A 25340-nucleotide genomic window follows, 5' to 3' on the forward strand; every position below is an offset into this window, starting at 1 on the left:
TTTTTTGTCATCCCGACGCAGGAGGGATCTTCGGTATTGACGAATCAAACCGCCTATTACCGAAGATCCCTCCTGGCGTCGGGATGACAAAAACTCCTTCCCCAAACAACCTCTCAGGGGCCGGGGGGTATTTATTACTGCTACTAGGCTACTATTTCTTCCGGCATCTCGACATCGACAACGGTCGTTCTCGCGTTTCGCTGACGAACATACAGCACCGCCCCCAGCAACAAACCGGCAAAGGCCAGCCCGGCACCTACCCATTGGGGCGATGCGTAGCCCAGCCCGGCCGCGATTGGCAAACCACCGAGGAAAGCACCCAGCGCATTGCCGATGTTGAAACCGGCCTGCGTTACCGACGATGCCAGCATTTCGGAGCCGTTGGATGCACGAATCATCAGAATCTGAATGGGCGCGCCCAGCGAGAACGAGATCGCCCCCGTCACGAAGGTCATGGCCAGCAACGGCAGCTTGAATGGCGACAGGTAGTACACCGCAATCAGGCTGACGACCATCAGACCCAGGAACAGCATCGTTGCTTTGATGGGCGAAACGCGGTCAGCGACAAGTCCCGATATCAGGTTACCCACGGCCATACCGACGCCCGCCAGCACCAGAATCCAGGTGATCTGATCGGCCCGGAAATGCGCAACTTCGGTTAGCAGCGGAGCGATGTAGCTGAACCACGCAAACAGCCCCCCCGTACCAATGGCCGTGATACCCAGAATCAGCCAGGGTTCGGCGTAAGTAAACAGTTTCAGGTCTTTACGCAGGTTGGTTTGCCCAACTACTGGCATATCCGGCAGCAGTTTATAGATGCCCGCCAGCGTAATCAGACCCACCACACCGATGACAACGAAAGTCAGCCGCCAGCTCAATTCGTGGCCGATATATGTACCGAGCGGTACACCAACGATGTTGGCTACCGTCAGCCCGGCAAACATCATCGAGATAGATTGTGCTTCCTTTCCCTTACCAGCCAGCCGACTCGCGACCACTGCCCGACGCCAAAGAACGCGCCGTGCGGCAGGCCCGACAGCAGCCGGGTAACCAGCATCACTTCGTAGCTGGGTGCAAACGACGACAGCAGGTTGAAGAGGGTAAACATAGCCATCAGCCCCAGCAGGATTTTCTTCGGCGGGTAGTTGCCCGCGATAGCTACAAGCAATGGAGCCCCCAGCACCACACCCAGCGCATAGGCCGAAATCAGGTGACCGGCTTCCGGAATCGAGACGTGCAGCGTCCGGGCCAGGTCCGGCAGGATACCCATCATCACGAATTCGGTCATTCCGATACCGAAGCCACCCATCGTCAGCGGAAGCAGATTCTTTTTCATACGTTTAGCAAGTCTCGCGAATATCAGTGCAATTCCACTGCCACTGATTACCTTTTCGAGGCTATTATTCTTGGAGAAATGCAAAACGACGAAATTCGTTTCCTGTCCTGCGAATGTTCTAATTTCTTACCGATTCAATACAATCAGGTTGATATAGCTGTCTGTTCAGCAAGAAGATATACTTACCAATAAGGTTGTCCCCGGCAGCTTCCAGCTGTCGAGCCGCCAGGCTAAAATGGAAGTGCATAGTTAGCCGCTAGCGCGGCTCCGACAGCTGGAAGCTGCCGGGGACAGCAGACCTGTCCGTTCAACACTCTAGAAGCTAACGCCAAGCCGCACCGCCAGCCGGTTGTATATCCGGTGTTCGTCGCGCCGGATATCGTTCGTATTTAGTGGTCGCTGGGCATCCACCATCTGCCGTTTGTAGCTGAGAGAAATGACAAACGCGCCTTTCCCCGGCTTACCAATACGCAGGCCGATACCGGGGTTGAGCATCAGCCCACCCCGCGTCAGTTCGTAGCCCGTCGATGCTTTGTCGAGCCAGGTCAGGCCATAGCCGACATCGGCGGAGGCAAAGATGCGGATGTTTTCCCGGTCGAATTCCTCGGTGGTGAGGTCGTAGCGAAGCCCCGCCCCGACCGGCAGCAGCAGTGCCCCGTTGTACCAGTCGACCCCGACGACGCCCCCACCGCCAGCCGGGGCAGCAGCCGTACCCCGTTGAACGTCTGTATGGTCAGGTTGACTTTATTCTGCACCACGTTGCTCTGCGACCCGATAAACGACGGGTAAATTACCCGCCCAAACAGGGCACCCAGCTCCGTATAGTTGACGAAGGGGTGCGCTTTTTCAACAACCGGGACCTGCGCGTACAGTCCCGGCGAACTACCGACCAGCATCGCCAGCAGGCAGCCCAGCATACGGAGCCGTTGCATGTTAGGTCAGGATGGGGCGAGTGACGGGAATTTTGCTCAGCAGCCGCAGCCGGGCGGGGTTGCTGTAGTCGAACTGGTAGAAGCCGTCCTGCCCGATCATCAGCAGAATTTTCTGGCCCGATACCGTCCCGAGCGGAATCACGTCGTAGGCTTGCAAATCTTCCATATACTGCTGCATGTTCCGGTCGATATGAAGCGGGTCGCTGGCGTTGAACGATTTCAGCCCGTAGGCCCCTTCGCAGATGAACAGGTTTGGGAAGTCGATGCCCAGCCCGTGCGGGTTACGCATCGGGTAGCTTTTCACCAGTTTGGGGCTGACCAGATTCGATACATCGACCACGTCGAGCTGATTGGCGTTGCCTGTGCAGGTGTTGCCTGACCGGAGCGTTACGTACGCCGTGTTGCCGTTAACAACCACCGGGTCGCAGACGCGGGCGTGGCTGAACGTCGACAGTTGGCGGGGCTGCGCGGGGTTGCTGTTGTCGTAGATCAGCATGCCCGTCTGCGAACCGATAAACAGTTTGTCTTTGTAGGGAAAAATGGTTTCGATCCCGTTGCCCATCGTCAACGTCGTGCTCAGGGCGGGACTGGCCGGTTTTTCCACGTTGAACAGCTTCATATCCGACGACCCGACGGCGTACAGATACTTGTCGTACAGGGCAAACCGAGCCATCGACCCACCCGTGCCGCTGCTGCCACCCGCTGACCCAGCTTTTATATCGCTGGATGCGCTGCTTGCAAACATCACATCGACGCCCCACCAGCCCGTTGATGCGGGGGTTGCTTCGCAGTTGGTCTGAACAGTTTGCGTAACATAATCGACCCGCTGATCGCTGATAAGCACGTTGTTGTTGGTGGGCTGGTAGAACCACCAGCCGCCCTCGAACCGGCCTTGCGTAAACACGTTCTGCACCCGCGCTACTTCGCGAATGTCGGCCAGATTAGCGATGTCGAACGTGACCAGGTCCATGTAGCTGTCGGCGTAGAGGAAGTGGTCGCGAACGGCGATGTCGCCATTGCCGGGGATGTTGATAAACGCCAGTTGCTTCGGTGCCGACGGGTCGCGGTTATCGATGACGTGGATACCTTCTTTCAGTTCGTTGATGAATAGGTAGCCGTCTTTGGTGTAGATTTTACCCGGCTTCGCCAGCGTGCGCGCGCCCATCACGCTGATTGCCTGCCGCACCTGCGTGGTCGACAGGGTGACGGGTGTGTATTGGCGGAAGGTGCGTGTTTCGGTACAGTTATCGGTACAGGCGGTAGCCAGCCACGCGACGGGCAACCACACCAGCAGGTCAAGGATTCGGTTCATAGCGGTTGATAGGAAAAGGTACAGAGGCATGACCCAACGACAGAACATATCGTTGTAAGGCGCTCATAAATAGCTGATTGATTTATTAAGCGGCCGTAGTCGGCGGCAATCGGCTGTCAATAGCTATCTTGGGAACATACAACCGCCCATGACCAGACAATTACCCCTCCTCGCGCTGCTGCTCCTGCTGACTGGAGTCGCCCATGCGCAAAACGACCTGACGCTGAAAACCCGCGCGTACCGGCAGCAGCACGAACACCAGCTACTCGACGAATTCCAGGGGCTACTGGCCATTCCCAACGTCGTTTACGATACGGTAAACATCCGCCGAACAGGTGCATACATTGCCGATATGCTCCGCAAACGGGGTATCGAACCGAAACTGCTCGACGCCAAAACACCCGGTGTACCGCCTGCCGTCTATGGGGAAGTGCGGGTGCCGGGCGCCAAACAAACGGTGATTTTCTACGCGCACTACGACGGCCAACCCGTCAACCCGAATCAGTGGGCGGATGGGCTGAAACCGTTCGAACCATCGCTCTACACACAAGCCCTCGACGCGGGCGGTCAGCCGATTCCCTTCCCCAAAGCGGGCGAACCCTTCGACCCAAACTGGCGCATCTACGGCCGCAGCACCTCCGACGATAAAGCCGGGGTGTTTGCCATTCTGAGCGCGTACGATGCCTTGCGGCAGATGAACGTGAAACCGACGGTGAATCTAAAGTTTTTCTTTGAAGGTGAGGAAGAAGCCGGATCGGTGCATCTGGGTGAGATTCTGGACAAGCACAAAGCCCTGCTCAGCAGCGATCTCTGGATCATCTGCGACGGGCCGGTGCATCAGACCGGGCGCAAGCAGGTACTGTTCGGCGTGCGGGGCGACGTGAATATGGAGCTGAAGGTATTTGCGTCGAAACGGCCGCTGCATAGTGGGCACTACGGCAACTGGGCCCCTAACCCCGCGCTGATGCTGGCCCGGCTGCTGACGTCGATGAAGGATGAGGATGGTAACGTGCTGATCAAGGGGTTCTACGACGACGTAACGCCCCTGAGCGAATCAGAAAAGCAGGCACTGGCCCGGATACCGCCCGTCGATGAGCAGCTTCGGCAGGAACTCGGCTTCGGACAGGCAGAAGGCGGTGGCAAGTCACTGGCGGAACTACTGATGCGTCCCTCGCTGAATATCAACGGCTTTGCCAGCGCCAACGTCGGCAAGCTGGCGACCAACATCATCCCGACGTCTGCTACGGCCGCCCTCGACCTGCGGCTGGTGCTTGGCAACGACCCGCAGCGGCAGGTGCAGACCGTAATCGACCACGTGAAGGCGCAGGGGTATTACGTCACACAGAACGAAAGCATCACCGACGAGGAGCGTGCAAAGTACCCGCGCATCGCCCGGATCATCGCCAAATCAGGCTACCGTGCCCAGCGCACTCCGCTCGATCTGCCCATCGCGCAAACCGTCGTTAAAGCCGTGCAATCGACAGCGAAAGAGCCGATTGTGGTGCAGCCCAGTCTCGGTGGTAGCCTGCCGCTGTACCTGTTCGATCAGATTCTGCACACCCCAACGATCACGGTGCCCATCGCTAACCACGACAATAATCAGCACGCCGAAAACGAGAACCTACGCCTGCAAAACCTCTGGGACGCCTTAGAAACCTACGTCGCCCTGATGCGCCTGTGAAAACGTTGTATCCTAGAAATCGGGTAATTAGGCGACAGCGAACCCTGAGTGGGCACGCATATACTCTGGCAAAAAGCCGATAACTATATCTGATGATGGTATGCCCCGCTCAAGCAAATCATCGGTGATGAGCCGATCAGTATTGTTGACCAGTATCCAGATTTTTCCCGTCGGTTTGAGTTGAAAATGCAGCACAACACTGTACTCAAAAGCATCTTTCCGCCATCCGGTACGAATCACCTGAAAATGACCGTGATCCGTGTCAGTAATTAATTCATATTCAGCATCCGGGCCACTATTTCGACGCTTTATAAACGCATCAAACCATTCCGTGATGATTGATGCATAGTGAACTAGTTTCTTATCCATTTTTCTACCGTTTTGGTCTCAACATCGTAGACAACCACGTTCAATCCGAATTTAGTCAGAATTAGCTGAGTAGCAGCCTCGGTAAAGAAAGTAGAGTAAATTCCCATCGGCACCGCTAGATACAATACGCGGTCAGGCTCCTGAATACCCATAAACGTGTGATAGTTCAGGTACTGCCCCAAAATGGTATGAAACTCATAATTGAACGATGGAGCCAGAAAACTCTTCACCTCGACAGCTATCTTTTCCGGCCCTTTTCAGCACCCATCAATTGTTCAGCCCCGAGATCAACCTCATAACTGCGATCCATAACGTTTATATAATACGGATCGTGAGTTATTGTCCAGCCATCATTTAGCAATACGTCCCGAACGACGGGATGAAAAATATCACGTGCCATACTCAGTGCGCGATGAGCCAGTTTGCGCCAACACCGATGCCGATTTCCATCTTGACGGCCATCGGAATGGCGTGCTTCATGATGTGGTCAACGCGTTCGCGCAGGTGGTCAATCTCGTCGCGGTGGGCGTCGAAGACAAGTTCGTCGTGAACAGTCAGGATCATTTTTGATTTCAGTTGCTCGCGCTGCATGAACTCGTGAATCTGAATCATTGCGATCTTCAGCATGTCGGCCGCGCTGCCCTGAATTGGTGCGTTGACGGCGTTGCGCTCGGCAAACATCCGGTCGGTCTGGTTGCGCGAGTTGATGTCGCGCAGGTAGCGCCGACGGCCCAGGATCGTTTCGGCATAGCCAAAGCCCCGCGCCTTTTCGATGCACTGATCGATGTAATCTTTCACCGCCGGGAAACCCGCGAAGTATTCCTCGATGATCTGCGCGGCTTCCTTTCGCGGTATCTTCAGCCGCTGGGCCAGCCCAAACGACGAGATACCGTAGATGATCCCGAAGTTGATTGTTTTGGCTTTCCGGCGCATATCACCCGTCACCTCATCCAGCCCGACGTGGAAGACCTTACTAGCCGTCTGCGTGTGAATGTCAACGCCGTTGTTGAAGGCTTCCAGCATGGTTTGGTCGCCACTGAAAGCGGCCATGATGCGGAGTTCAATCTGCGAATAGTCGGCCGACATGATCTGAAACTCCGGCCCGCGTGGCACGAATGCTTTGCGGATTTCGCGGCCCCGTGGTGTTCGGATCGGGATGTTTTGCAGGTTCGGGTTGGCCGACGACAGCCGCCCGGTGCTGGCCACCGCCTGATTGAACGACGTGTGGATACGGCCGTCGCGCTTGCTGATGAGCAGCGGCAGCGCGTCGACGTAGGTATTCTTTAGCTTAATCAGTTCGCGGTAATCGAGAATTTTCTGCACGATCTCGTTGTCGCCTTCGAGTTTCGACAGTACTTCCTCACCCGTCGCATACTGGCCGGTTTTCGTCTTTTTGGCGTTCTTGTCCAGCTTGAGTTTGTCAAACAGAATCTCGCCCAGTTGCTTCGGCGAACCGATGTTGAACGTCTCCCCGGCGATACTGAAAATCTCCTGCTGCACCTGCCGCATGTCCGTTTCCAGCGTCGCCGACAGTTCGGCCAATGCATTCGTATCGATCGTGATACCTTCCAGTTCCAGATCGGTCAGCACCTGTACCAGCGGCATCTCGACTTGATCGAACAGCTTGTGCAGGCTGTCTTTCTCCAGCTGAGGTGCAAACGTGTGCTTGAGTTGCAGCGTAATGTCGGCGTCTTCCCCGGCATAGTCGACCACTTTCTGGATGTCGACGTCGCGCATGGTCAGCTGGCCTTTGCCTTTCTTACCAATCAGCGATTCGATCTCGACCGGGCTGTAGTTGAGGTACGTCATGGCCATCATGTCCATGTTGTGCCGCATTTCGGGTTCGATCAGATAGTGGGCAATCATCGTATCGAACAGCTTGCCCTGCACCTCGACGCCGTATTTTTTCAGCATCAGCAGGTCGTACTTCAGATTCTGACCGATCTTTTCGATGGCTGGGTTGGCAAAAACGGGCTTGAACTGATCGACAATGGCCTGCGCTTCGGTGCGGTCGGGCGGAACGGGCACGTAAAACGCTTCACCCGTCCGGTAGGCAAACGAAAGTCCTACCAGATCGGCCTCGACGGGGTCGATGGCCGTCGTTTCGGAGTCGAAGCAAAAGCTTTCCTGCTGATTCAGAAAATGCACCAGACTGTCGCGCAGTGCTGCCGTGTCGACCAGCCGGTAGTCGTGAACGGTCGTCAGGATGGTTTTCCGGCGTTCGGGCTGTACCTCATCGATTTCGTAGTCGGGGTATACATCCAGATAAGCCGGTGCTTCCGTCACCGTGTCGACGGACCGCTCCGCACCAGCCGTATCGTCCGTCGTAACGGTTTCGGTTACGGCATCGGGCGTCGCTTCCGACCCCGACGCGGCAGGCACTTGCACAGGCGTTTTCTTCGCCCGTTTCTTCGGTTCGGCCGGTGCAGGAGCATCTACACCGGACGCATTCGTACCGGAAGGTTCGCTACCAATCGACCCAAAATCAAACGGCAGTTCGTCGGCCCCCGACGGGTTTACGGCCCCATGTTTGGGAAAGGCAGGAACGCCGGTGCATCCCCACCCGGCGAGTCGAACAGGTTCATCTGCCCGGCAGCGGGTTTGTTCTGGAACGCGGTGGGCAGTGGCTGCTCGTCGTAATTACTACCCAGCAACCGGCTCTTCATCTGCCGAAATTCCAGCTCATCAAGCAGGTTCGCCAGCCGGGGTTTGTCGTATTCGGTGTGGCGCAGCTTGTCTTCGTCAAACGCCAATGGTACGTCGAGGTGAATCGTTGCCAATTGCTTCGAGAGCATGCCCTGCTGGGCAAAATTGGTAACGTTCTCGCGCAGTTTGCCTTTCAACTGATCGGCGTTGGCGATTAGGTTTTCGACGGAACCAAAGTCAGCAATAAGCTTCTGGGCGGTCTTTTCCCCCACGCCAGGAATACCGGGAATATTGTCGACCGAATCGCCAACCAGCCCCAGCATATCCGTTACCTGCTCGATACGCTCGATCTGCCAGCGTTCGAGTACGTCTTTCACACCCAGCTTTTCGGCAGGTTTGCCCATGAACGCAGGCTTGTAAATATGCACATGCTCCTCGACCAACTGCCCATAGTCTTTGTCGGGCGTCATCATATATACCTCAAAATCAGCCAGTGCCGCTTTCTTGGCGATGGTCCCGATGATATCGTCGGCCTCGTACCCATCCAGAATCAGAATTGGGATGTGCATGGCTTCGATGATTTGCTTGATGTAGGGCGTCGCGACGCTGATATCTTCGGGCTGTTTCTGCCGGGTGGCCTTGTATTCCGGAAATTGCTCGTGCCGGAACGTCTTCTTCGACGAGTCGAACGCTACCCCGATGTGGGTTGGTTTTTCTTTCGTCAGCACCTCGATCATGGCGTTCATAAAACCAAAAACGGCCGAGGTATTGACCCCGCGTGATGAAATCCGGGGCGACTTACTGAAGGCGAAATGAGCGCGGTAGATCAACGCGAGGGCGTCGAGCAAAAACAGTTTTTTCTGGGGTTTGGCCATGCGAAAAAGCAGACAATACAAATACGAAACAGTCGGTAGTTTGCCATCACAGCATACGCCTACCGCCCACAAAGATACCAGCCCTGACGACAGATCAGTGCCTTTTTACCTAACAGTTCCGGGCCGGTTTTGATTCCGGTTTTTTCCGGCTAGCGCAACGCAAAACGGCCATTCCTGTGCAGAAATGGCCGTTTTGCGTTGTCGATAAAGGACAGCTATTATCTCCCACAGCATCCTGCTGTCAGGGACAAATTTATGGCTTGAATTAAGGTAGCAGCAGCCGATCGATCACGTGAACGACGCCGTTGGTAGCCGTAATGTCGGGGGCGGTAATGCCTGATGCCGTGCCGCCGTTACGCCGACCCGTTACGGTCAGGGCGGTAGTGCTCGTGCCAGCCGTGATCGTGCCCCCTGCGCCGTCGTCAGGCTCGACCCGGCCGTAATGAGTGGGCTGTATACCCGACCCGGTACAACGTGGTAAGTCAGAATTTTACGCAGCGAATCAACGGGCATCGCGCTCACATCAGCCACCGACCGTATCGACGGAACGGCGGCTGTAAAGGCCGCATCGGTCGGAGCAAAGACGGTGACGGGCGCGGTGGTCGAAGTCAGTGCCGACAGGATACCGGCGCGGGCTACGGCGGCATTCAAAAACGTAAACGACAGCGTGGGCCGCAGCGTGGGGATACCCTGAATAGTCGCAGCGATGTCCCCGAAGGCCGGGGGCAGCAGCAGCCGGTCGATGGGGTATATGATTCCGTTGCTGGCATTCGTGCCTGATGTCAGAATACGAGCCCCGTTGACAGAAAAAACCGTCGCGGTTGTCGAAGTGGCCGTCGTCGAGGTAGCCGTTGTTGAGGTACCTGTTGTCGAGGTCGTTGTTGTTAGTGTACCTTTCGAGAGGTAAACCGAACTCCCGGCGGCCGTAGTCTGGGCCGTGTTGAAACCCGTTGGTATCGACGAAGCATCGAGCCGGGTGGCCAGCACGTGGTACTGCAACACCGCCTGTAGCTGGGCGACCGAAAGCGCGCTGATAGCGTTTGCATCGGTATAGCCAGCGGCTTTGAATGCATCGTCAGTGGGCGCAAACAACGTGTATGTTCCGGCCTGACCCAGCGTTCCGCTCAGACCAGCCCGCTGAAGGGCTGCGTTCAACAAAGTGAACCGATTCCCGACTGACCCGTTCCCGTTTACAATCAGGTCGTTGATCGTCGATACTGTAGGCGTGTTGTCGTCGTTGGGTTTGCAGGAAGTTAGGTAGCCTAACATCAGCAGCAGCAGAGGAAGCAGGGCCGTTGTCCGAACAGTGGCCTTTGGGTAATCGGTGTGCATTGGTAGAAGGTTTGGAACTAGATACATCGGAGCGACAAAGTCTCGTTCTTGGCAAACCCCCGGTCAGGTTAAAATGTTGTTCTGACCGGGCCGGATGCCCTTAATACTGGTCGGATTGCCGTATTTAGCTGAGTTAATCCGTTGATTTTACGCGCAATCGATTTGTTAAATCCCTGACACATGCCTTACTCCATTCGCACTATTTGCCATCTGCTGATCCTCCTGCTTATCGGGCTGGGCTGCAAATCGAATTCGTCGTCAGACAGCACCAATGCCGATTCGACAGCCGTAACGCAAACGACTACGGCATCGGCAGTATCGGCACCACCAGATTCGCTTTGTTTTCGGCAGGTATTCAATCGCGATACAACCTCGCTAAAACTGGTACTGACAGGCGACCGGGCGTCGGGGCAGATCGACGTGAACCCCTACGAGAAAGACCAGGCGCGTGGCCCGTTCAGCGGTACCCGAACCGGCAACACCATCACCGCCGACTGGCAACGGTCGGGCGAGGGCGTGACCGAAACCCATGTGCTGACCATGACGCTGTCGGGCGACTCAATTGCCTGGGGCGATGGCGAGCGCGTACAGCAGCAGGGCAAATGGGTACTGAAACAACCCGGCGGAACCTACCGCTACGCACTGGCGAAAACAGCCTGCCGGTAGTAGGAACAACAGACGGCGAAATCAGAGTCTGGCCTGAACTGCTCATTATATCAGCCAATTTGAACTGTTCGCTATTCGTTATTTGTAAACACAGAGTACAGGGGTTTCCCTCTGCCACTCAACCAATAACCACGACGAAAACACCCCAATGCCAACAGTACCAACTCAACTATTCCTGCTCCTGGCGGCATCCGCGCTGGCACTAACCACCTACGGGCAGCAGACAGCCGGTAACCAGACCACCGCATCGACAGCAGGGGCTCTCCCCCGGTAGAAACCAAGGAGCCAAATTCAGCTTACAAGCCAGCGATGGCGGGGCAGACCCGGATTGCGGGCGTGAAAACGACGACACCCTACGAAGGGAAAGTCCTGACGGAGTCGCTTAAAAATCCGTGGGGTATCACCAGCCTACCCGACGGTCGACTGCTCATCACCGAGCGGGAAGGCACCATGCGTATCGCTACGGCAGATGGTAAAGTAAGCGAACCCATTACGGGCCTGCCGAAGGTCAACGCCAAAGGTCAGGGCGGTCTGCTCGGGGTCCGGGTCGATCCTGATTTCGCCAAAAACCGCATGGTCTATTGGGTGTTTTCCGAGCCACTGCCCGAAGGAAACCTGACGGCCGTTGCCAAAGGCAAACTAGCCGCCGACGAGAAAACGATTCAAGACCCAACGGTAATCTACCGCGCTACACCCGCATACAAAGGCACGCTGCACTACGGCGGCCGGATTCTGATTGCTCCCGACGGCAACCTGTTTGTGAGCACCGGCGAACGCTCTGATCTGGTCACCCGCCCGCAGGCACAGTCGCTCACGTCGGGGCTGGGTAAGGTAATCCGCATTACGAAAGACGGGCAACCCGCCCCCGGCAACCCCTTTGCTGGTCAGGCCGGTGCGCGTCCTGAATTATATTCGTATGGACACCGCAACGTGCAGGGTCTGGCATTCCAGCCGGGATCGGGCGATCTGTGGGAAGTGGAGTTCGGCCCACGCGGGGGCGACGAGCTGAACCACATTCAGCCCGGCAAAAACTACGGCTGGCCAACGATCACCTACGGCATCGAGTATGCCGGTCCGAAAGTGGGCGAAGGCATTCAGCAGAAAGAAGGCATGGAGCAGCCCGTATACTATTGGGACCCGGTGCTCTCGCCGAGCGGCATGACTTTCTACACCGGCGACATGATGCCCGAGTGGAAAAATAACCTGTTTATCGGTGGCCTGAGTAGTATGCACATTGCCCGGCTCGTCATCGAAAACGGCAAAGTGGTGGGCGAAGAGCGACTGCTACCCGACGAATACCAGCGTTTCCGCGACGTAACGCAGGGCAACGACGGTGCGCTCTACGCCGTCACCGATCAGGGACGACTATACCGGATTGCGAAGAAGTAAGTAGGTCAACGTTTGTTAAACGAACAGCCCCGGATTCATCGAATTCGGGGCTGTTCGTTTAATATCCGGGATCAGGCCCGGTGTAGTTTACTGTGCCGGCGGGCCTGTTCAGAAATAAAGCCAAGCACAATATCGTCTGGGTCAACACCGCGTTGGACCAACTCGTCTGCGATGAGCGCATCGGTATTATTCTGTTGAATCCATACCTGCTTGTCGATCAGGTCGAAGTGTAGCATGACGTTGTATACGAACCTGTTGTTGTGCCATCCTATCGCCAGCAGCTGATAGTGGTCATGTACCGTATCGGTCACCAGTTGTGTTTTGATATCGGGCGTAGCACTCTTCCGAAGCGACGCGTATTCCTCCAGTAATTCTTTAAGAATAGCGCGGTAACGACTTAGCGTATCCATTGCACGACGGTTAATGATTCAGGATTAAAGACAATCAATTCGATGCGGTAACGACTAATGGCTTTCTGAATGAACGGACGTTGAAAGAAGTTTTCCCACGCTTCCTCCGGTATAGCCAGCCAAAGGGTTCGTTCCGGGTCGAGTTCTTCTAAAGATAACCGGTAATTTTCATACTGTCCCAGTGCTTTGTGAAACTCTGATACGGGTGATTGATCGAGAAACGACTTGATCGCACCGGCGACCCGGCTCTACCGCGATACGTTCTTTCCCCCGCACTGCCCCAATTACTCGCTCGGCCCCTAAATCGGCGAAAAGCGTTACATCGCCAATCGTCAAATCCAGCGGGTCATCTGTGATAACCCATCCATCGTTTTCCAGCGCCGTCCGGGCCGCTTTATGGTAGTAGTCCCGCATCCCCTTACGCCACCTTGTAACTTACGCCTGCCAGGCTGTCCAGTGCGCGAAGGAGCGAGTTGGCGGGGGAGACTTTGAGCGTGCGCGATTGCAGGCTGATTTCCAGCCGCTCGTCGGGGTCGACCACGTTCAGCGATAGGTTACAGGTACCGGGATGGGCGTTCAATAGCTCGTTGATCTGACTAATAAGCTGCGCATTGAGCACGTCGAGTGTCAGCGACACGCGGAGTTCCTTGCACATCTTTTCACGCATCTCGTTGAGCAACCGGATCGATGCGGGTTTGAATTCCAGCTGATCGGAGTTCCACTTGTTCTGCGTCTTACCGGTAATGTGCAGGAAGCGGCCCACGTCGACATACTGCCCCAGCCGGACGTAGTCGTCGCCGAACAGGGCCAGTTCGATGGATGTGTTGTAATCTTCCAGCTTGAACAGACAGAACGGGTTACCCGTCTTGGTCATGCGAACCTGCATCGACGACACAATACCGGCCACCTTGATTTCGGGCGTTTTGGTTTCGTAGAGCTTGTCGAGGGTGCAGTTGCAGAAGCCATCCATTTCGAGCCGGAACTCATCGAGCGGGTGACCGGTGATGTAAAACCCGACGACTTCCTTTTCAAATTTCAGCTTCTCGATCTGATTCCAGACCGTTACCGTTGGCGGCTTGGGCCGCGCCAGCATCGGTTCGCCCCCATCATCGCCCCAAACAGCGACTGTTGCGCGGCTGCTTTTTCGGAGTGGTAATTGTTGCCGTACCGAATAATCTTTTCCAGGAACGGGCTGGTTTCTGTCGGTGGGACTTCAAAATACTGCGCCCGGTGATAATCGGGCTCCAGCGCGTCGAACGCACCGGCGTAAGCCAGCGATTCGAGCGTTTTCTTGTTCACCGTCCGCAGGTTGACCCGAATAATGAAATCAAAGACGTCTTTGTAGTCGCCACCGGCAGTGCGCTCTTCGATAATAGCTTCTACGGCCGCATCGCCCGCGCCTTTGATACCAGCCAGGCCGAAGCGGATTTCGCCCTTTTTGTTCACGCCGAATACCCGCTCCGATTCGTTGACGTCGGGGCCAAGTACTGGGATGTTGATGTTCTTACACTCTTCGAGGAAGAACGTAATTTTTTCGATGTTGCCCAGGCAGCTTGTTAGTACGGCCGCCATGTACTCCGACTTGTAATAGGTCTTGAGGTAGGCCGTCTGGTAGGCGACGAACGCGTAGCAGGTCGAGTGGGATTTGTTGAAGGCGTACGACGCGAAGGCTTCCCAGTCAGTCCAGACTTTTTCGCAGACTTTCAGGTTCAGCTTGTTGGCCGCGCAGCCGTCCATGAACTTGCCCTTCATCTTGTCGAGCGTGGCGCGGTCCTTCTTACCCATCGCCTTCCGCAGCACGTCGGCGTCGCCTTTGGTGAAGTTGCCGAGCTTCTGCGACAGCAGCATCAACTGCTCCTGGTAGACCGTAATACCGTAGGTGTCAGCCAAATACTCCTCCATCTCGGGCAGGTCGTACTTGACTTCTTCCAGTCCGTGTTTCCGCTTGATGAACGTCGGGATGTACTGAATCGGGCCGGGGCGGTAGAGGGCATTCATCGCAATCAGGTCCTCGAACCGGTCGGGCCGGAGGTCCTTCATGTACTTCTTCATCCCGTCGGATTCGAACTGGAAAATGGCGTTCGTTTCCCCGCGCTGAAACAGTTCGTAGGCTTTCGGGTCGTCGAGCGGAATATCATCGATGTCGGTTTCGACACCGTTGATGATTAAACCGCCATGGTTCTGCTTGATGAGCCGCAGGCACTCCTTGATGATTGTGAGGTTGCGCAACCCCAGAAAGTCCATCTTAATAACCCCCGCATCCTCGATTACCTTACCCTCGTACTGGGTGATAATCAGGTTGGTATCTTTCGAGGTCGAGACGGGAACGATGTTGCTCAGGTCGTCGGGGGCGATGATGATCCCGGCCGCGTGAACGCCCGTGTTCCGCACCGTACCCTCCAGCCGACGCGCCTGTTGCAGCACGTTCTGCACCTTCTCGGTATCGATCAGCTTCATCGTCCGGCCCACGCTCTGATCGCCCAGTTCGAGCGCGCGCATCCGCCGGACGTTCTCAACCTCTTCCGGCTGAATCACGTTCGCCAGCCCACCCGGCCCTTCGATGGGGTCCTCGAAAATCCGGCGCAGGGTCATGTTGTACGTCGGCTTATCAGGCACCAGCTTGGCGAGGGCGTTGGCGTCGGACAGGGGCAAATCCATCACCCGCGACACGTCTTTGATGGCCGATTTAGCCGCCATTGTACCGTAGGTCACGATAGCCGCGACCTGCTGCTTGCCGTACTTCTGCACGACGTAATCGATCACCCGCTGCCGGCCTTCGTCGTCGAAGTCCGTATCAATATCGGGCATCGACTTCCGGTCGGGGTTGAGGAACCGCTCGAACAGCAGGTCGTATTTGATGGGGTCGATGTTGGTGATGCCGATACAATACGCCACCGCCGACCCAGCCGCCGACCCCCGCCCCGGCCCGACCATCACACCCAAATCGCGCCCGGCCTGAATGAAGTCGGCCACGATCAGGAAGTAACCGGCGAAGCCCATCGTCTTAATGGTAAACAACTCGAAGTCAAGCCGTTCCTGTACATGACTTTCGATCTCACCGTACCGTTTCCGCGCACCCTCGTAGGTCAGGTGCTTCAGAAATTCCCATTGGTTCGCTACGTCGTCGGTGTGTAGCTTGAACTCACCCGGAATGGGGAAGTTGGGCAGCAGAATGTCGCGTTTCAACTTCAGCGTCTCGACCTTGTCGACAATCTCGTTGGTATTGTCGATGGCTTCGGGCAGGTCGTGAAACAGCGTCGTCATCTCCTGCGTGTTCTTGAAATAGAACTGATCGGAGAAGAAGGCGAAGCGGGTATTTTTGGGCATCGCTTCGTCGTCGCTGAACTCCTTCATCGACGGTGTGCTCTGCTTCTCGCCCGTGTTGACGCACAGCAGAATATCGTGCGCCACCCAGTCGTCGCGGTCGACGTAGTGCGAATCGTTGGACGCGATGATTTTGACGTTGTGCTTGCGCGCAAACTTCACCAGCACCTCGTTGGCCTTGATCTGATCGGGAATCTCGTGCCGCTGCAACTCGACATAGTAGTCTTCGCCGAAGCGGTCGAGCCACCACTTAAACTCGATTTCGGCGGCTTCCTCGCCCTTTTTCAGAATCGTTTTCGGTACGATGGCCCCGATGCAGCAGGTCGTCGCGATTAATCCTTCCTTGTATTGATCGATGAGGGCCTTCGTGACGCGGGGGTACTTGCCGTACAGCCCCTCCATGTACCCCAGCGAGCAAAGTTTCGCCAGGTTTTTGTATCCTTGCGCGTTTTTTGCCAACAGCAGCTGGTGGTACCGGACATCTTTTTTCTCCTTCGTGAATTGCTTGATCGTGTGATCTTCCACGACATAGAATTCGCAGCCAACGATGGGCTTGATACCCTGTTTGGCGGCTTCGGCCACGAACTCGAACACCCCGAACATATTACCGTGGTCGGTGATCGCAACGGCGGGCATATTATCGCCTTTAGCCTTCTTAATCAGCTTCTTGATGTCGGCCTGCCCGTCGAGCAGCGAGTACTGGGTATGCGTGTGGAGGTGGGAAAACTGCATAGATCTGAGCCGGGATTTTTCTGATTGCCTGATTGCTCAGCTTACCAGTTTGTCCGATGGTTAATTGGATTCGCGTCGATAAAAATAGCTTAATCCAACGGGCAGATGGGTATGCTGTAGTCAGAAAATTTACCCCCGTCCTGCAACCGGTTGATTCTATACGAGTTGCCGGACCGCCTGCTTAATTCGTTGTTTTACATCCGACCACGTGATGGCATCAGAAGCCATCGGGTCGACCTGTTCTTCCGCATCATCAAAGTACGTCAATGATCATATAGCCAACTCCTAATTCATTACCATTTCAATAATACGCCGGACGTTTGCCTAGTCTGTAGTTCTGATCTATAGTCTCTGTTGCGCCCAGACGTAGCATCCAGGATTGCTGGTAGTGCGTTTGACGAAAGCGAAGTAAGCCGATTTACGTTCTTTACCCTGACAGTTCAGGCTCACTTGAGCGATAAATTTGGGCGCGTTTTTCAGGACGGCGGCATCGACCAAAAATCGCTCACGCGTATCGGCTCCGTTCTTGTACGCCCGAACCGACAGGTTGTTCGACAGCGTATCTTCCTGGGGGAATACCTCGAATAAAAAAGGACTCGACTCCGATTCAAAATCAGAAGCGATCAGCAAGACGCCTGGGTAACCGCTCTCGCAGGGTGCTTGGGCGATCAGCGTCTGGGGCGGCTGGCATGACTCCGTTGCGGGTTCCTTCGACTGACAACCTGCAATCGCAAAAACAACCAATGCAGGAGCAAATTGATGAAAGTGCATTTTCATATGTTCGTCAAGTAAGTGATTCATAATCAAACCATAAACCGCGTAGTTTGCTACTTACTTAACGACCAGCCAATTTAAAACTACTCGTTCAGATAAGATGGGACTGAACATGTTCTTGTGGCTTATCAGATGGATCATAAGCCTAATAGTCAAAACGGTCTACCCAGACCACCGCTGCGTTCTGCCCGGTTTACACCCTTCATTCAGCCTTCAACTGCCCGTCCATTGCCTTTTCCATATGATGAATCTTGGGCATTGAAACCGTCTGAATGTATAGCTGCCAGGGGTGAGCTTTGCAGTAATTCTGGTGGTACCCTTCGGCAGGGTAAAACGCCTTAAACGGCACAACCTCCGTTACGACCGGGTCTTTGAACTGGCCGGACTTATCCAATTTTTGAATTGCATTCACTAGTTGTCGGTGCTCCGACTCAGTGCGGTAGAACGCCATCGACCGGTAATGCTTCCCCACATCCGGTCCCTGCTTGTTGAGCGTCGTGGGGTCGTGGGCGGCAAAGAAAGCCGTGAGCAACTGCCCGTAACTGATTTGTTTGGGGTCATAATACACCTGCACCGATTCGGCGTGGTCGGTCTGATCGGTGCTGACATCGGCGTAGGTCGGGCTGGGGTAGTCGCTGCCCGCGTAGCCCGACACAACTTCGTTTACGCCCTTCAACCGGTCGAAGGCTTCTTCCGTCGCCCAGAAGCAGCCACCCGCAAACGTAGCGACTACTTCCCCTGGCTTCAAAGCGGGTAGTTTAGCGGGCCTATTGTCGGGAGCCTGTCCCATCGAACAACCGAGTAACAGAACGGTCAGGGCGGCAAACAGACTGGTTTTCGTGCGTTTTTTCATCACCCGTAAAACACGAAAACAGGCTAGTTAATTCGTCGGCTGGCCCGGCTCAAAACAACCACCGGGCTTCGGTAGTATGTATCCTGAATCCGTCGGTAACCAATCCGATGACTACCGTATCTTACTTCGTACTTACCATGCGCTACAACTACTGGCTGCTGTTACTTGTATCAAGCGTTACCTCTGCTATCGCGCAGGACACCATTCAGGTGGTAACGCCCCACCGCGATTCGATCAACATCGTCGTGCCGAAAAGCGATTCGGTTCAGGTCAAGACCAATTTCAAAACCGTCCTCAAAAAACCCGACACGACCTACTGGCAGCGGTCGTTTGTGGGTAATCTGAACTTTAATCAGGCCAGTTTCAGCAACTGGTCGGGGGGCGGCACCAATTCGATTGCGTTGGGGGGCGTCATCACGGCCCGCGCCCTCTACCTGCGAAAAAACATCTCGTGGGACAACACCGCCGACCTGCAACTGGGTTACAGCCGACAGGCCGGGTCGACGCTCAAAACGGCGGATCAGGTTGTGCTGATTTCGGTGGTTGGGGTCAAAGTCGCTCCGAAGTGGGATATCATTGGTTGGGGGTACTTCAACACGTTTTTCGCGCCCGGCTATCGCTACGACGCCCTCCCCGCCGACCGGACCCGGCTGCAAATCGCCAATTTCCTGACGCCCGCTCAACTAACCCTTGCCCTCGGCGTTTCTTACAAACCAACGACCTGGTTTGCCATCCGGATGAGTCCGTTTGCTCCCCGCCTGACGTACATTGCCGATCAGAGCGTGCGCGTCCGGCAGGATTCGGCCGGCTTATACAGACCCGACCCCACGGCTACCGTTTACGGCGTGCCGCCCGGTCGGAATCTGCGGGGGCAGGTGCTGGCGTTTCAGCTACAGGCGGTGCTCAACCGCGACCTGACCGAAAACATTTCGCTCAATGCCCGCTACCAGTTTTTCTCCGAATACGCCCGGCTGAGCTACGCCGTTCACCGGCTCGACCTGACGTTTACCGCCAAAATCAACCGGTACATGAGTACGACGTTTAACCTGATTGGCCTCTACGACCGCGACTTCAGCAACCGGCTGCAACTTCAGCAGACACTGGCGCTAGGCCTGGTTTACAACGTCAGTACGTTCCTACCGGCGAAGAAAAAGAACGTCGATTCCAAAACCATTTACACCATTCAGCCCGGCCGGTTTTAGGTGGTCCGGCTTTCAATCCGGTCAATTAGCTGCTGAATGACCGTTTTTTGTGCTTTGGGCAACTGGACTGATGTAAACAGAAATACGTCTTTCAGGTACTGCCACTGCGCTGACGTCAGCAGGACCAGTTCGGTCTTAAAATCGACGGTTGGCGCATCGGTATTGTCACGGCTCACCGACAAGGTCGGTTTTACGGCTTCGATCAACTGTTTGCTCAGTTCACTACGAACGTATTGATCGAGCGTGTAGGCGGGAATCCGTCCGTCTGTGTCCGTTTTTTTAAGCGTGGTACTGGCTTTGCAGATCATGGTTCGGGTGAATCGGTCGGGTCCAGAATGCGGATGGGTTTCTTGTTTTCGTCCAGCGCGACAAACGTGAACGTGCCGTGAATGGCCGGGTGCCGCTCCATCGAGTACATCTCTTCGACGAAAATTTCGACGGCCACGCGGATGCTCGTATTGCCCACGTGCTCAACTCGCCCGATAAGTTCAATGATCGTTCCGGCCGGTATCGACTTGGTAAAATTGATCTTGTCGGACGACACTGTGACCATGCGTTTGCGCGAAAACCGAGTCGCGGCAATAAACGCGACCTCATCCATCAGTTGCAGGGCCGTACCGCCAAACAGGGTGTCGTAATGGTTAGTCGTACTCGGAAAAACGGCCTTGAACACGCGGGTTTCAGCCGCATCGATACGGTCCGCCAGCGTGGGAAATGTGAGTTGGGACATGAAATTGGGTTTGCGGTTTGTAGTTCGTGGTTTGTAGTTGCGATGCCCCGCCGGGACTGGCGCAACCACAAACCACGAACTACAAACTAGATAACTATTGATTCCCGCGCGGTTTGCGCGGCCTGCACCATGTTGCGCAGGGCTTCGGTGGTTTCGGGCCAATGGCGGGTTTTCAGGCCGCAGTCGGGGTTGACCCACAGGTTGCGGGCGGGCAGCACGTCGCCCGCTTTTTGCAGCAGGTCGATCATTTCGGCCGTCGTCGGGACGCGGGGACTATGAATGTCGTACACGCCCGGCCCGATCTCGTTGGGGTAGTTGAAGCGGGCGAAAGCATCGAGCAGTTCCATCTGCGAACGCGACGTTTCAATCGTAATCACGTCGGCGTCGAGGTCGGCGATGGACTGGATGATGTCGTTGAATTCGGCGTAGCACATGTGCGTGTGAATCTGCGTCCGGTCCTGTACGCCCGAGGCCGATACGCGGAACGCCCGCACCGCCCAGTCGAGGTAAGCCGCCCAGTTTTCCCGACGCAGGGGCAGGCCTTCCCGCAGGGCCGGTTCATCAATCTGAATCACCTGAATACCTGCTTTTTCCAGGTCGACCACCTCATCGCGCACCGCCAGCGCGATTTGCAGGCAGGTGTCGCGCCGGGGCTGATCGTCGCGCACGAATGACCATTGCAGGATCGTGACGGGGCCGGTGAGCATTCCTTTTACCGGCTTCGGCGTCAGCGACTGCGCGTACTGTGCCCAGCGCACCGTCATGGGTTCGGGGCGGTGTACATCGCCGTAAATGATCGGTGGTTTCACGCAACGGGACCCGTAGCTCTGTACCCAGCCGTTTTCGCTGAACGCAAAACCGTCGAGCAGTTCACCGAAATATTCGACCATGTCGTTGCGCTCGAATTCGCCGTGAACAAGTACGTCAAGGCCAATTTCTTCCTGCCAGCGAATAGCCTGTTCAGTTTCCTGCCGGATAAAATCGTCGTACTGCGCCAGCGTCTTCTCGCCTTTCTTCCACTTCGCCCGGTTGGCCCGCACGGCGTCCGTCTGCGGAAACGAACCGATTGTCGTCGTCGGGAACAGGGGCAATTGCAGATGCGCGTGCTGCTCCGCCTGCCGGTCTACGAACGACGCATTACGCTGTGCATCCTGCTCCGTCAGTTGGCGCACCCTGTTCTGCACCGCCGGTCGATTAATCAGCGCTGACTCTTTCCGGGCGGTGATGGCCTGCTGGTTTGCCGCCAGAACCGCATTCGCTGACGCATTGGCGGGGTCGTTGAACAGCGTCGTGAGCGTGGCCAGTTCGTCCAGTTTTTGCCGGGCGAAGGCCAGCCATTGCTTGATTTCGGGCGTCAGGCCCTGCTCGGCCGTTTCGTTAGCCAAATCGCAGGGAACGTGCAGCAGCGAACACGATGGTGCCAGCATAACCCGCTCACTACCAATAGCATTGACAACCCGCTGGATCGTCTGTCGCGACTTTTCCAGATCATTGATCCAGATATTCCGCCCGTTGATGACGCCTATTGAAAGCTGCGTCGACTTGCTGGCAAAATCAGTTTGGAGGATGTCGTCCAGTTGGCTTGGGCAGCGGACCAGATCGAGGTGCAGCGCGTCGACGGGCAGTTGCAGGGCCAGGTTCAGGTTGTCGCCGTAGCAGTCGAAATACGACGCCAGCAGGATGTTCAGGTCGGGGAATTGTCCGCGTAGCCGGGCGTAGGTTTTGGCGAACACCGCGCGTTGGGCATCGGTCAGGTCGAGCGACAGACCCGGTTCATCCAGTTGAATCCAAGTGGCACCCTGCGTTTGAAGGCGACTCAGTATCTGTTCGTAGACGGGCAGCAGCCGGTCGATCAGGTCCAGCCGGTCAAAGTCGACGTCTTTCTCTTTGCCCAGCAACAGATACGTCACGGGGCCAATCAGCACCGGTTTCGGCACCACGCCAAGCGTCTGCCGGGCTTCATCGAACTGGGTGAAGATGCGTTCCGACAGCAACGTAAACGACTGGTCTTTCGAGAATTCCGGAACGATGTAGTGGTAGTTTGTGTCGAACCACTTGGTCATCTCCATCGCTTTCAGGTCGAGGCCGTTCTGCTGATAACCCCGCGCCATGGCGAAGTACAGCGTCAGGTGGTCATCGTCCGGTTCGGCACTGTCGAGCAGCGGCTGGAAACGGGGTGGAATGGCCCCTACCGTCAGCGACAGGTCGAGCACCTGATCGTAGAACGAGAAGTCGTTGCAGGGAACGAGCGCGATGCCCGCCTGCTGTTGGGTCAGCCAGTTATCGGTGCGGATTTGCCGCCCGACGTCCTCTAGCTGCTGACACGTGATTTTGTTGGCCCAGAACTGTTCGCAGGCCCGTTTGAGTTCGCGGTGGCTACCAATTCGTGGATAGCCGAGATTGTGTGCGATCATAAAAATGGTTTGAAAAATGGTTGATCGCGTTCGATGCCGAACTCCATACGCCTACCCAACTCCAAACTCTATCGATACGACACACCACACCCGGCCCCGGTGATGGAGCGGAAAAATGAAACGGGAAAAAGTGGTCAATACGTGATAGAACCCAGGGCCGTGTGGGCGTAATCAGCAAGGCTAAGGGCAAGTCTCCTGGCTTGTGACGGTATTTGCCGTCCTTCTCATCCCCTGGTAACGGGGACAATGGACATCGAGGGCAAACCCTTTTCTGATGGTCACTGACAGTAGCAACGTCTGCTCGTGAATTTCACACGATTCCTTTTTAATCTCCTGAACCTCTCAGGAAAACCAATAGCCTGTTTGACGGAAAACAAAGAACGTTGGGGCAAAGCTAGTCGCATTGGCCGGACAATCACAACGATGACGCACCCGGCCCACCGTAAGCAGACTGGCCGCGCAGGTCATAGCCCGGTGTTGCCGCCTGACCCTCAAACGCTTATCCGACCAGATTTTTTCTGGCAAAACCGTCGGTCGACGAGATTTGCTGCCCCACTCGCTGATGACCGGACTAGGCAGGCCACTGCGTATCGATACCCTGCGAACGAATCAGTTGCTGAAAGTCGGCCAACAGGTTTTGCTTTTCGCGCACGGCACGGGGTGGCACCTTTCTATCGATGGCAAACGAAATCAACGCCCCAACCGCTTCGCCGATGCTCCACTCGACGGGGTGCAGTCGGTAACAGCCGTTGGTGATGTGTGTCGTACCGATATTTTTACAGGCGGGCAGCAGATTTTCCATTCGTTGCGGCAGTAAAGCCCCCAACGGTATCTGAAACGGCAACGACCCAAAGTCGATGTAGTTGTTGCCGCTGGTACTGGGGTGCAGGTCGATATGGTAGTAGCCGATACCAACACTGTCGGCGAAGGGCGCGGCTTTATTCCCGGTTTTCTGCCCCGTAATCAGCGCCCGGTTATCGGCTCCAACGTATTCTTCCAATACGCGGAAGACGGGTTTGATGCGCCGGGCTTCCCGGATGTACGGGTATTTGGCCAGCCCATCGGTGGTACCCATCACGTCGGGGCGGAGTCGAAGGCCGGGCCAGCCTTGCCCACCATCGGGGCGCGGCACTTTGGTTTGCAGCCAGTACAGTAACGACAGACTCAGCTGCTTTGCCCGGTCGACGTGTCGGGCGAATTCTTTCTCCGACGCACCAATTAGATTCCCCAGCGCGTAGTCGTTTTGTGGCCAGTTGACACTGCTGATGTCGCCCTTATAGAACCCCGACTCGAAATTCGCCCGACTGATGATGCGCCGGTAATTCCAGAGGTTTAGCGCATCGCCAGTTTTGGCACCCTCGGGCTGAAAGCCCAGCGTTTTGGGGTCCAGTGTTTTCGGGTTCGAGTACGACAGCGACAGCAGTTTTCCCGACCAGGCTGGTTTCAGCACGGGCGTGTGGTTACGCCAGAAATCGTACTCACGCGGCTTATCGATGATGTGATTTTCACCAGGAACATAGTCCATCGCGAAGCACATCGTGAACGCCTGCACATTTTTGGGGTCGGCCTGTTCGGGGGCGTGGAGTTCGCGGGTATCGGCACGGGATTCAGCCCCGGTCACAAACTCGGTTTTGGTCATCGGCAGCAGATCGCCGAGTTCGGTAGCGTCGACGAAGTACGGGGCCGTCAGCACAAGTTCGCGCCCGGTTTGGCGATTTCGGGCGGTTAAGGCACGCACCCGGTCGCCCTGCACGTCGGCCCCGCTGATTTTGTGGTCGAGCAACAGCGTCAGCTTACCCGCACTCAGATACGGAGCCAGCAGCTGTTGCAATACGATCAGCGATACACGCGGTTCGTGGCTGAGTCGCGACACGGCACCGTCACCCGGATTCAGGTACGGTTGCGCACGGGCCGTTTCGGTCAGCGGGTAATACTGCCGATAGAAGTCGCGGACGGCGTTCCGGTACTGTCGATACAGGCGGGTAGCCCCGTGAGTTTCAATCCACTGGTGTTCGTCGGGCGGAACGCCCTGCTGCGTCAGTTGCCCGCCAATCCAGTCTGTTTCTTCGGTCATCACAACCGTTTTCCCGGTACGCAGGGCACTCAGCGCAGCCGCGCAACCACCCACACCTCCGCCCGCAATAACCACGTCTGCCGTATAACCAGTGGCCGTAGCACGGCGCGTTGTGTCATGCTTTGTGGCAGAAAACGCGGGCAGAGAGGTTGTCAGGGCTGTTCCGCCAACGGCAGACAGTTGACTAATAAACGAACGTCGATTCATGCGAAAAACCGGAGCGCACCGGTCATGCGCCGTCTTATCCGGGAAAAGTGAGAGGGCAAACTAACAAAATTCGTAGGATGCA

At 56.0% G+C, this 25340-nt stretch carries 16 protein-coding genes, 6 pseudogenes and 1 riboswitch; of the genes and pseudogenes, 4 read left to right on the forward strand and 18 right to left on the reverse strand.

Annotated elements, in window-relative coordinates; translation table 11 throughout:
- Positions 1-143 precede the first annotated feature (143 nt).
- The 4 genes and pseudogenes from HH216_RS20495 to HH216_RS20505 form a co-directional block, all read right to left on the reverse strand.
- Positions 144-1336, reverse strand: a pseudogene (locus HH216_RS20495) (MFS transporter).
- 315 nt (positions 1337-1651) lie between these two features.
- The gene (locus HH216_RS26240) at positions 1652-1831 is read right to left on the reverse strand and encodes a hypothetical protein (RefSeq protein WP_254448537.1); all 180 of its coding nucleotides are present in this window, start codon (positions 1829-1831) and stop codon (positions 1652-1654) included.
- Between the two features lie 50 nt (positions 1832-1881).
- On the reverse strand, positions 1882-2268 hold the full coding sequence (locus HH216_RS26245) for a hypothetical protein (protein WP_254448538.1): 387 nt from the start codon (positions 2266-2268) through the stop codon (positions 1882-1884).
- A gap of 1 nt (position 2269) precedes the next feature.
- Complete coding sequence (locus HH216_RS20505) at positions 2270-3580, reverse strand: LVIVD repeat-containing protein (RefSeq protein WP_169552494.1); 1311 nt, start codon at positions 3578-3580, stop codon at positions 2270-2272.
- A 148-nt stretch (positions 3581-3728) separates the two neighbouring features.
- Here HH216_RS20505 and HH216_RS20510 point away from each other — a divergent pair, with 148 nt between their 5' ends.
- Complete coding sequence (locus HH216_RS20510; RefSeq protein ID WP_169552495.1) at positions 3729-5261, forward strand: M20/M25/M40 family metallo-hydrolase; 1533 nt, start codon at positions 3729-3731, stop codon at positions 5259-5261.
- Between the two features lie 27 nt (positions 5262-5288).
- Here HH216_RS20510 and HH216_RS20515 read toward each other — a convergent pair whose 3' ends face one another.
- The 4 genes and pseudogenes from HH216_RS20515 to HH216_RS20530 form a co-directional block, all read right to left on the reverse strand.
- On the reverse strand, positions 5289-5630 hold the full coding sequence (locus tag HH216_RS20515) for a XisI protein (RefSeq protein WP_169552496.1): 342 nt from the start codon (positions 5628-5630) through the stop codon (positions 5289-5291).
- Positions 5615-6030 (reverse strand): annotated as a pseudogene (locus HH216_RS26935) (element excision factor XisH family protein). Before HH216_RS26935 ends, HH216_RS20515 begins: the two are co-directional and overlap by 16 nt.
- A 2-nt stretch (positions 6031-6032) precedes the next feature.
- A pseudogene (gene polA / locus HH216_RS26940) lies at positions 6033-9151 on the reverse strand (DNA polymerase I).
- A 265-nt stretch (positions 9152-9416) separates the two neighbouring features.
- Positions 9417-10510, reverse strand: a pseudogene (locus tag HH216_RS20530) (fasciclin domain-containing protein).
- Positions 10511-10663: 153 nt separating this feature from the next.
- Between HH216_RS20530 and HH216_RS20535 the strand changes: the two are divergent.
- Both HH216_RS20535 and HH216_RS20540 read left to right on the forward strand, forming a co-directional pair.
- Positions 10664-11149 carry a hypothetical protein gene (locus tag HH216_RS20535; protein ID WP_169552497.1) on the forward strand — a complete coding sequence of 162 codons (486 nt, stop codon included), beginning with the start codon at positions 10664-10666 and terminating at the stop codon, positions 11147-11149.
- Positions 11150-11297: 148 nt separating this feature from the next.
- Positions 11298-12538 (forward strand): annotated as a pseudogene (locus HH216_RS20540) (PQQ-dependent sugar dehydrogenase).
- Between the two features lie 71 nt (positions 12539-12609).
- Here HH216_RS20540 and HH216_RS20545 read toward each other — a convergent pair.
- The 6 genes and pseudogenes from HH216_RS20545 to msrA form a co-directional block, all read right to left on the reverse strand.
- Positions 12610-12948 (reverse strand): XisI protein, encoded by a 339-nt coding sequence (locus HH216_RS20545; RefSeq protein ID WP_169552499.1) that lies wholly within the window; start codon positions 12946-12948, stop codon positions 12610-12612.
- Positions 12936-13178, reverse strand: coding sequence for an element excision factor XisH family protein (locus HH216_RS26945; protein WP_408641803.1), 243 nt, complete (start codon positions 13176-13178; stop codon positions 12936-12938). The genes HH216_RS20545 and HH216_RS26945 overlap by 13 nt, the downstream gene beginning before the upstream one ends.
- Complete coding sequence (locus HH216_RS26950) at positions 13117-13362, reverse strand: element excision factor XisH family protein (RefSeq protein WP_408641740.1); 246 nt, start codon at positions 13360-13362, stop codon at positions 13117-13119. The genes HH216_RS26945 and HH216_RS26950 overlap by 62 nt, the downstream gene beginning before the upstream one ends.
- A gap of 4 nt (positions 13363-13366) precedes the next feature.
- Positions 13367-17004 (reverse strand): annotated as a pseudogene (gene dnaE, locus HH216_RS20555) (DNA polymerase III subunit alpha).
- Between the two features lie 342 nt (positions 17005-17346).
- Complete coding sequence (locus HH216_RS20560) at positions 17347-17781, reverse strand: hypothetical protein (protein WP_169552500.1); 435 nt, start codon at positions 17779-17781, stop codon at positions 17347-17349.
- A 199-nt stretch (positions 17782-17980) separates the two neighbouring features.
- On the reverse strand, positions 17981-18631 hold the full coding sequence (gene msrA / locus HH216_RS20565) for a peptide-methionine (S)-S-oxide reductase MsrA (protein ID WP_169552501.1): 651 nt from the start codon (positions 18629-18631) through the stop codon (positions 17981-17983).
- A gap of 107 nt (positions 18632-18738) precedes the next feature.
- On the opposite strand from msrA, the gene HH216_RS20570 reads away from it, so the two are divergent.
- Complete coding sequence (locus tag HH216_RS20570; protein ID WP_254448540.1) at positions 18739-19833, forward strand: DUF3078 domain-containing protein; 1095 nt, start codon at positions 18739-18741, stop codon at positions 19831-19833.
- Here HH216_RS20570 and HH216_RS20575 read toward each other — a convergent pair.
- The 4 genes from HH216_RS20575 to HH216_RS20590 form a co-directional block, all read right to left on the reverse strand.
- A complete protein-coding gene (locus HH216_RS20575; protein WP_169552502.1) occupies positions 19830-20141 on the reverse strand; it encodes a hypothetical protein in 312 nt (103 codons plus the stop codon). The genes HH216_RS20570 and HH216_RS20575 overlap by 4 nt on opposite strands.
- Complete coding sequence (locus HH216_RS20580; protein ID WP_169552503.1) at positions 20138-20563, reverse strand: acyl-CoA thioesterase; 426 nt, start codon at positions 20561-20563, stop codon at positions 20138-20140. The genes HH216_RS20575 and HH216_RS20580 overlap by 4 nt, the downstream gene beginning before the upstream one ends.
- Positions 20564-20649: 86 nt before the next feature.
- Positions 20650-22977, reverse strand: coding sequence for a 5-methyltetrahydropteroyltriglutamate--homocysteine S-methyltransferase (gene metE / locus HH216_RS20585; RefSeq protein WP_169552504.1), 2328 nt, complete (start codon positions 22975-22977; stop codon positions 20650-20652).
- 168 nt (positions 22978-23145) lie between these two features.
- Positions 23146-23348, reverse strand: a riboswitch (cobalamin riboswitch).
- A 200-nt stretch (positions 23349-23548) separates the two neighbouring features.
- Entirely contained in the window at positions 23549-25258 is a 1710-nt protein-coding gene (locus tag HH216_RS20590) for an FAD-dependent oxidoreductase (protein WP_169552505.1), read from the reverse strand.
- Between the last annotated feature and the right edge of the window lie 82 nt (positions 25259-25340).

It is taken from the genome of Spirosoma rhododendri, assembly GCF_012849055.1.
Taxonomy (GTDB): domain Bacteria; phylum Bacteroidota; class Bacteroidia; order Cytophagales; family Spirosomataceae; genus Spirosoma; species Spirosoma rhododendri.

What these genes read in the sequence shown, in the direction of transcription:
- HH216_RS26240 (WP_254448537.1), bottom strand. Translation starts at nt 1,831, where the DNA reads ATGCTCAACCCCGGTATCGGCCTGCGTATTGGTAAGCCGGGGAAAGGC.
- HH216_RS26245 (WP_254448538.1), bottom strand. Translation starts at nt 2,268, where the DNA reads ATGCAACGGCTCCGTATGCTGGGCTGCCTGCTGGCGATGCTGGTCGGT.
- HH216_RS20505 (WP_169552494.1), bottom strand. Translation starts at nt 3,580, where the DNA reads ATGAACCGAATCCTTGACCTGCTGGTGTGGTTGCCCGTCGCGTGGCTG.
- HH216_RS20510 (WP_169552495.1), top strand. Translation starts at nt 3,729, where the DNA reads ATGACCAGACAATTACCCCTCCTCGCGCTGCTGCTCCTGCTGACTGGA.
- HH216_RS20515 (WP_169552496.1), bottom strand. Translation starts at nt 5,630, where the DNA reads ATGGATAAGAAACTAGTTCACTATGCATCAATCATCACGGAATGGTTT.
- HH216_RS20535 (WP_169552497.1), top strand. Translation starts at nt 10,664, where the DNA reads ATGCCTTACTCCATTCGCACTATTTGCCATCTGCTGATCCTCCTGCTT.
- HH216_RS20545 (WP_169552499.1), bottom strand. Translation starts at nt 12,948, where the DNA reads ATGGATACGCTAAGTCGTTACCGCGCTATTCTTAAAGAATTACTGGAG.
- HH216_RS26950 (WP_408641740.1), bottom strand. Translation starts at nt 13,362, where the DNA reads ATGCGGGACTACTACCATAAAGCGGCCCGGACGGCGCTGGAAAACGAT.
- HH216_RS20560 (WP_169552500.1), bottom strand. Translation starts at nt 17,781, where the DNA reads ATGAAAATGCACTTTCATCAATTTGCTCCTGCATTGGTTGTTTTTGCG.
- msrA (WP_169552501.1), bottom strand. Translation starts at nt 18,631, where the DNA reads ATGAAAAAACGCACGAAAACCAGTCTGTTTGCCGCCCTGACCGTTCTG.
- HH216_RS20570 (WP_254448540.1), top strand. Translation starts at nt 18,739, where the DNA reads ATGACTACCGTATCTTACTTCGTACTTACCATGCGCTACAACTACTGG.
- HH216_RS20575 (WP_169552502.1), bottom strand. Translation starts at nt 20,141, where the DNA reads ATGATCTGCAAAGCCAGTACCACGCTTAAAAAAACGGACACAGACGGA.
- HH216_RS20580 (WP_169552503.1), bottom strand. Translation starts at nt 20,563, where the DNA reads ATGTCCCAACTCACATTTCCCACGCTGGCGGACCGTATCGATGCGGCT.
- metE (WP_169552504.1), bottom strand. Translation starts at nt 22,977, where the DNA reads ATGATCGCACACAATCTCGGCTATCCACGAATTGGTAGCCACCGCGAA.
- HH216_RS20590 (WP_169552505.1), bottom strand. Translation starts at nt 25,258, where the DNA reads ATGAATCGACGTTCGTTTATTAGTCAACTGTCTGCCGTTGGCGGAACA.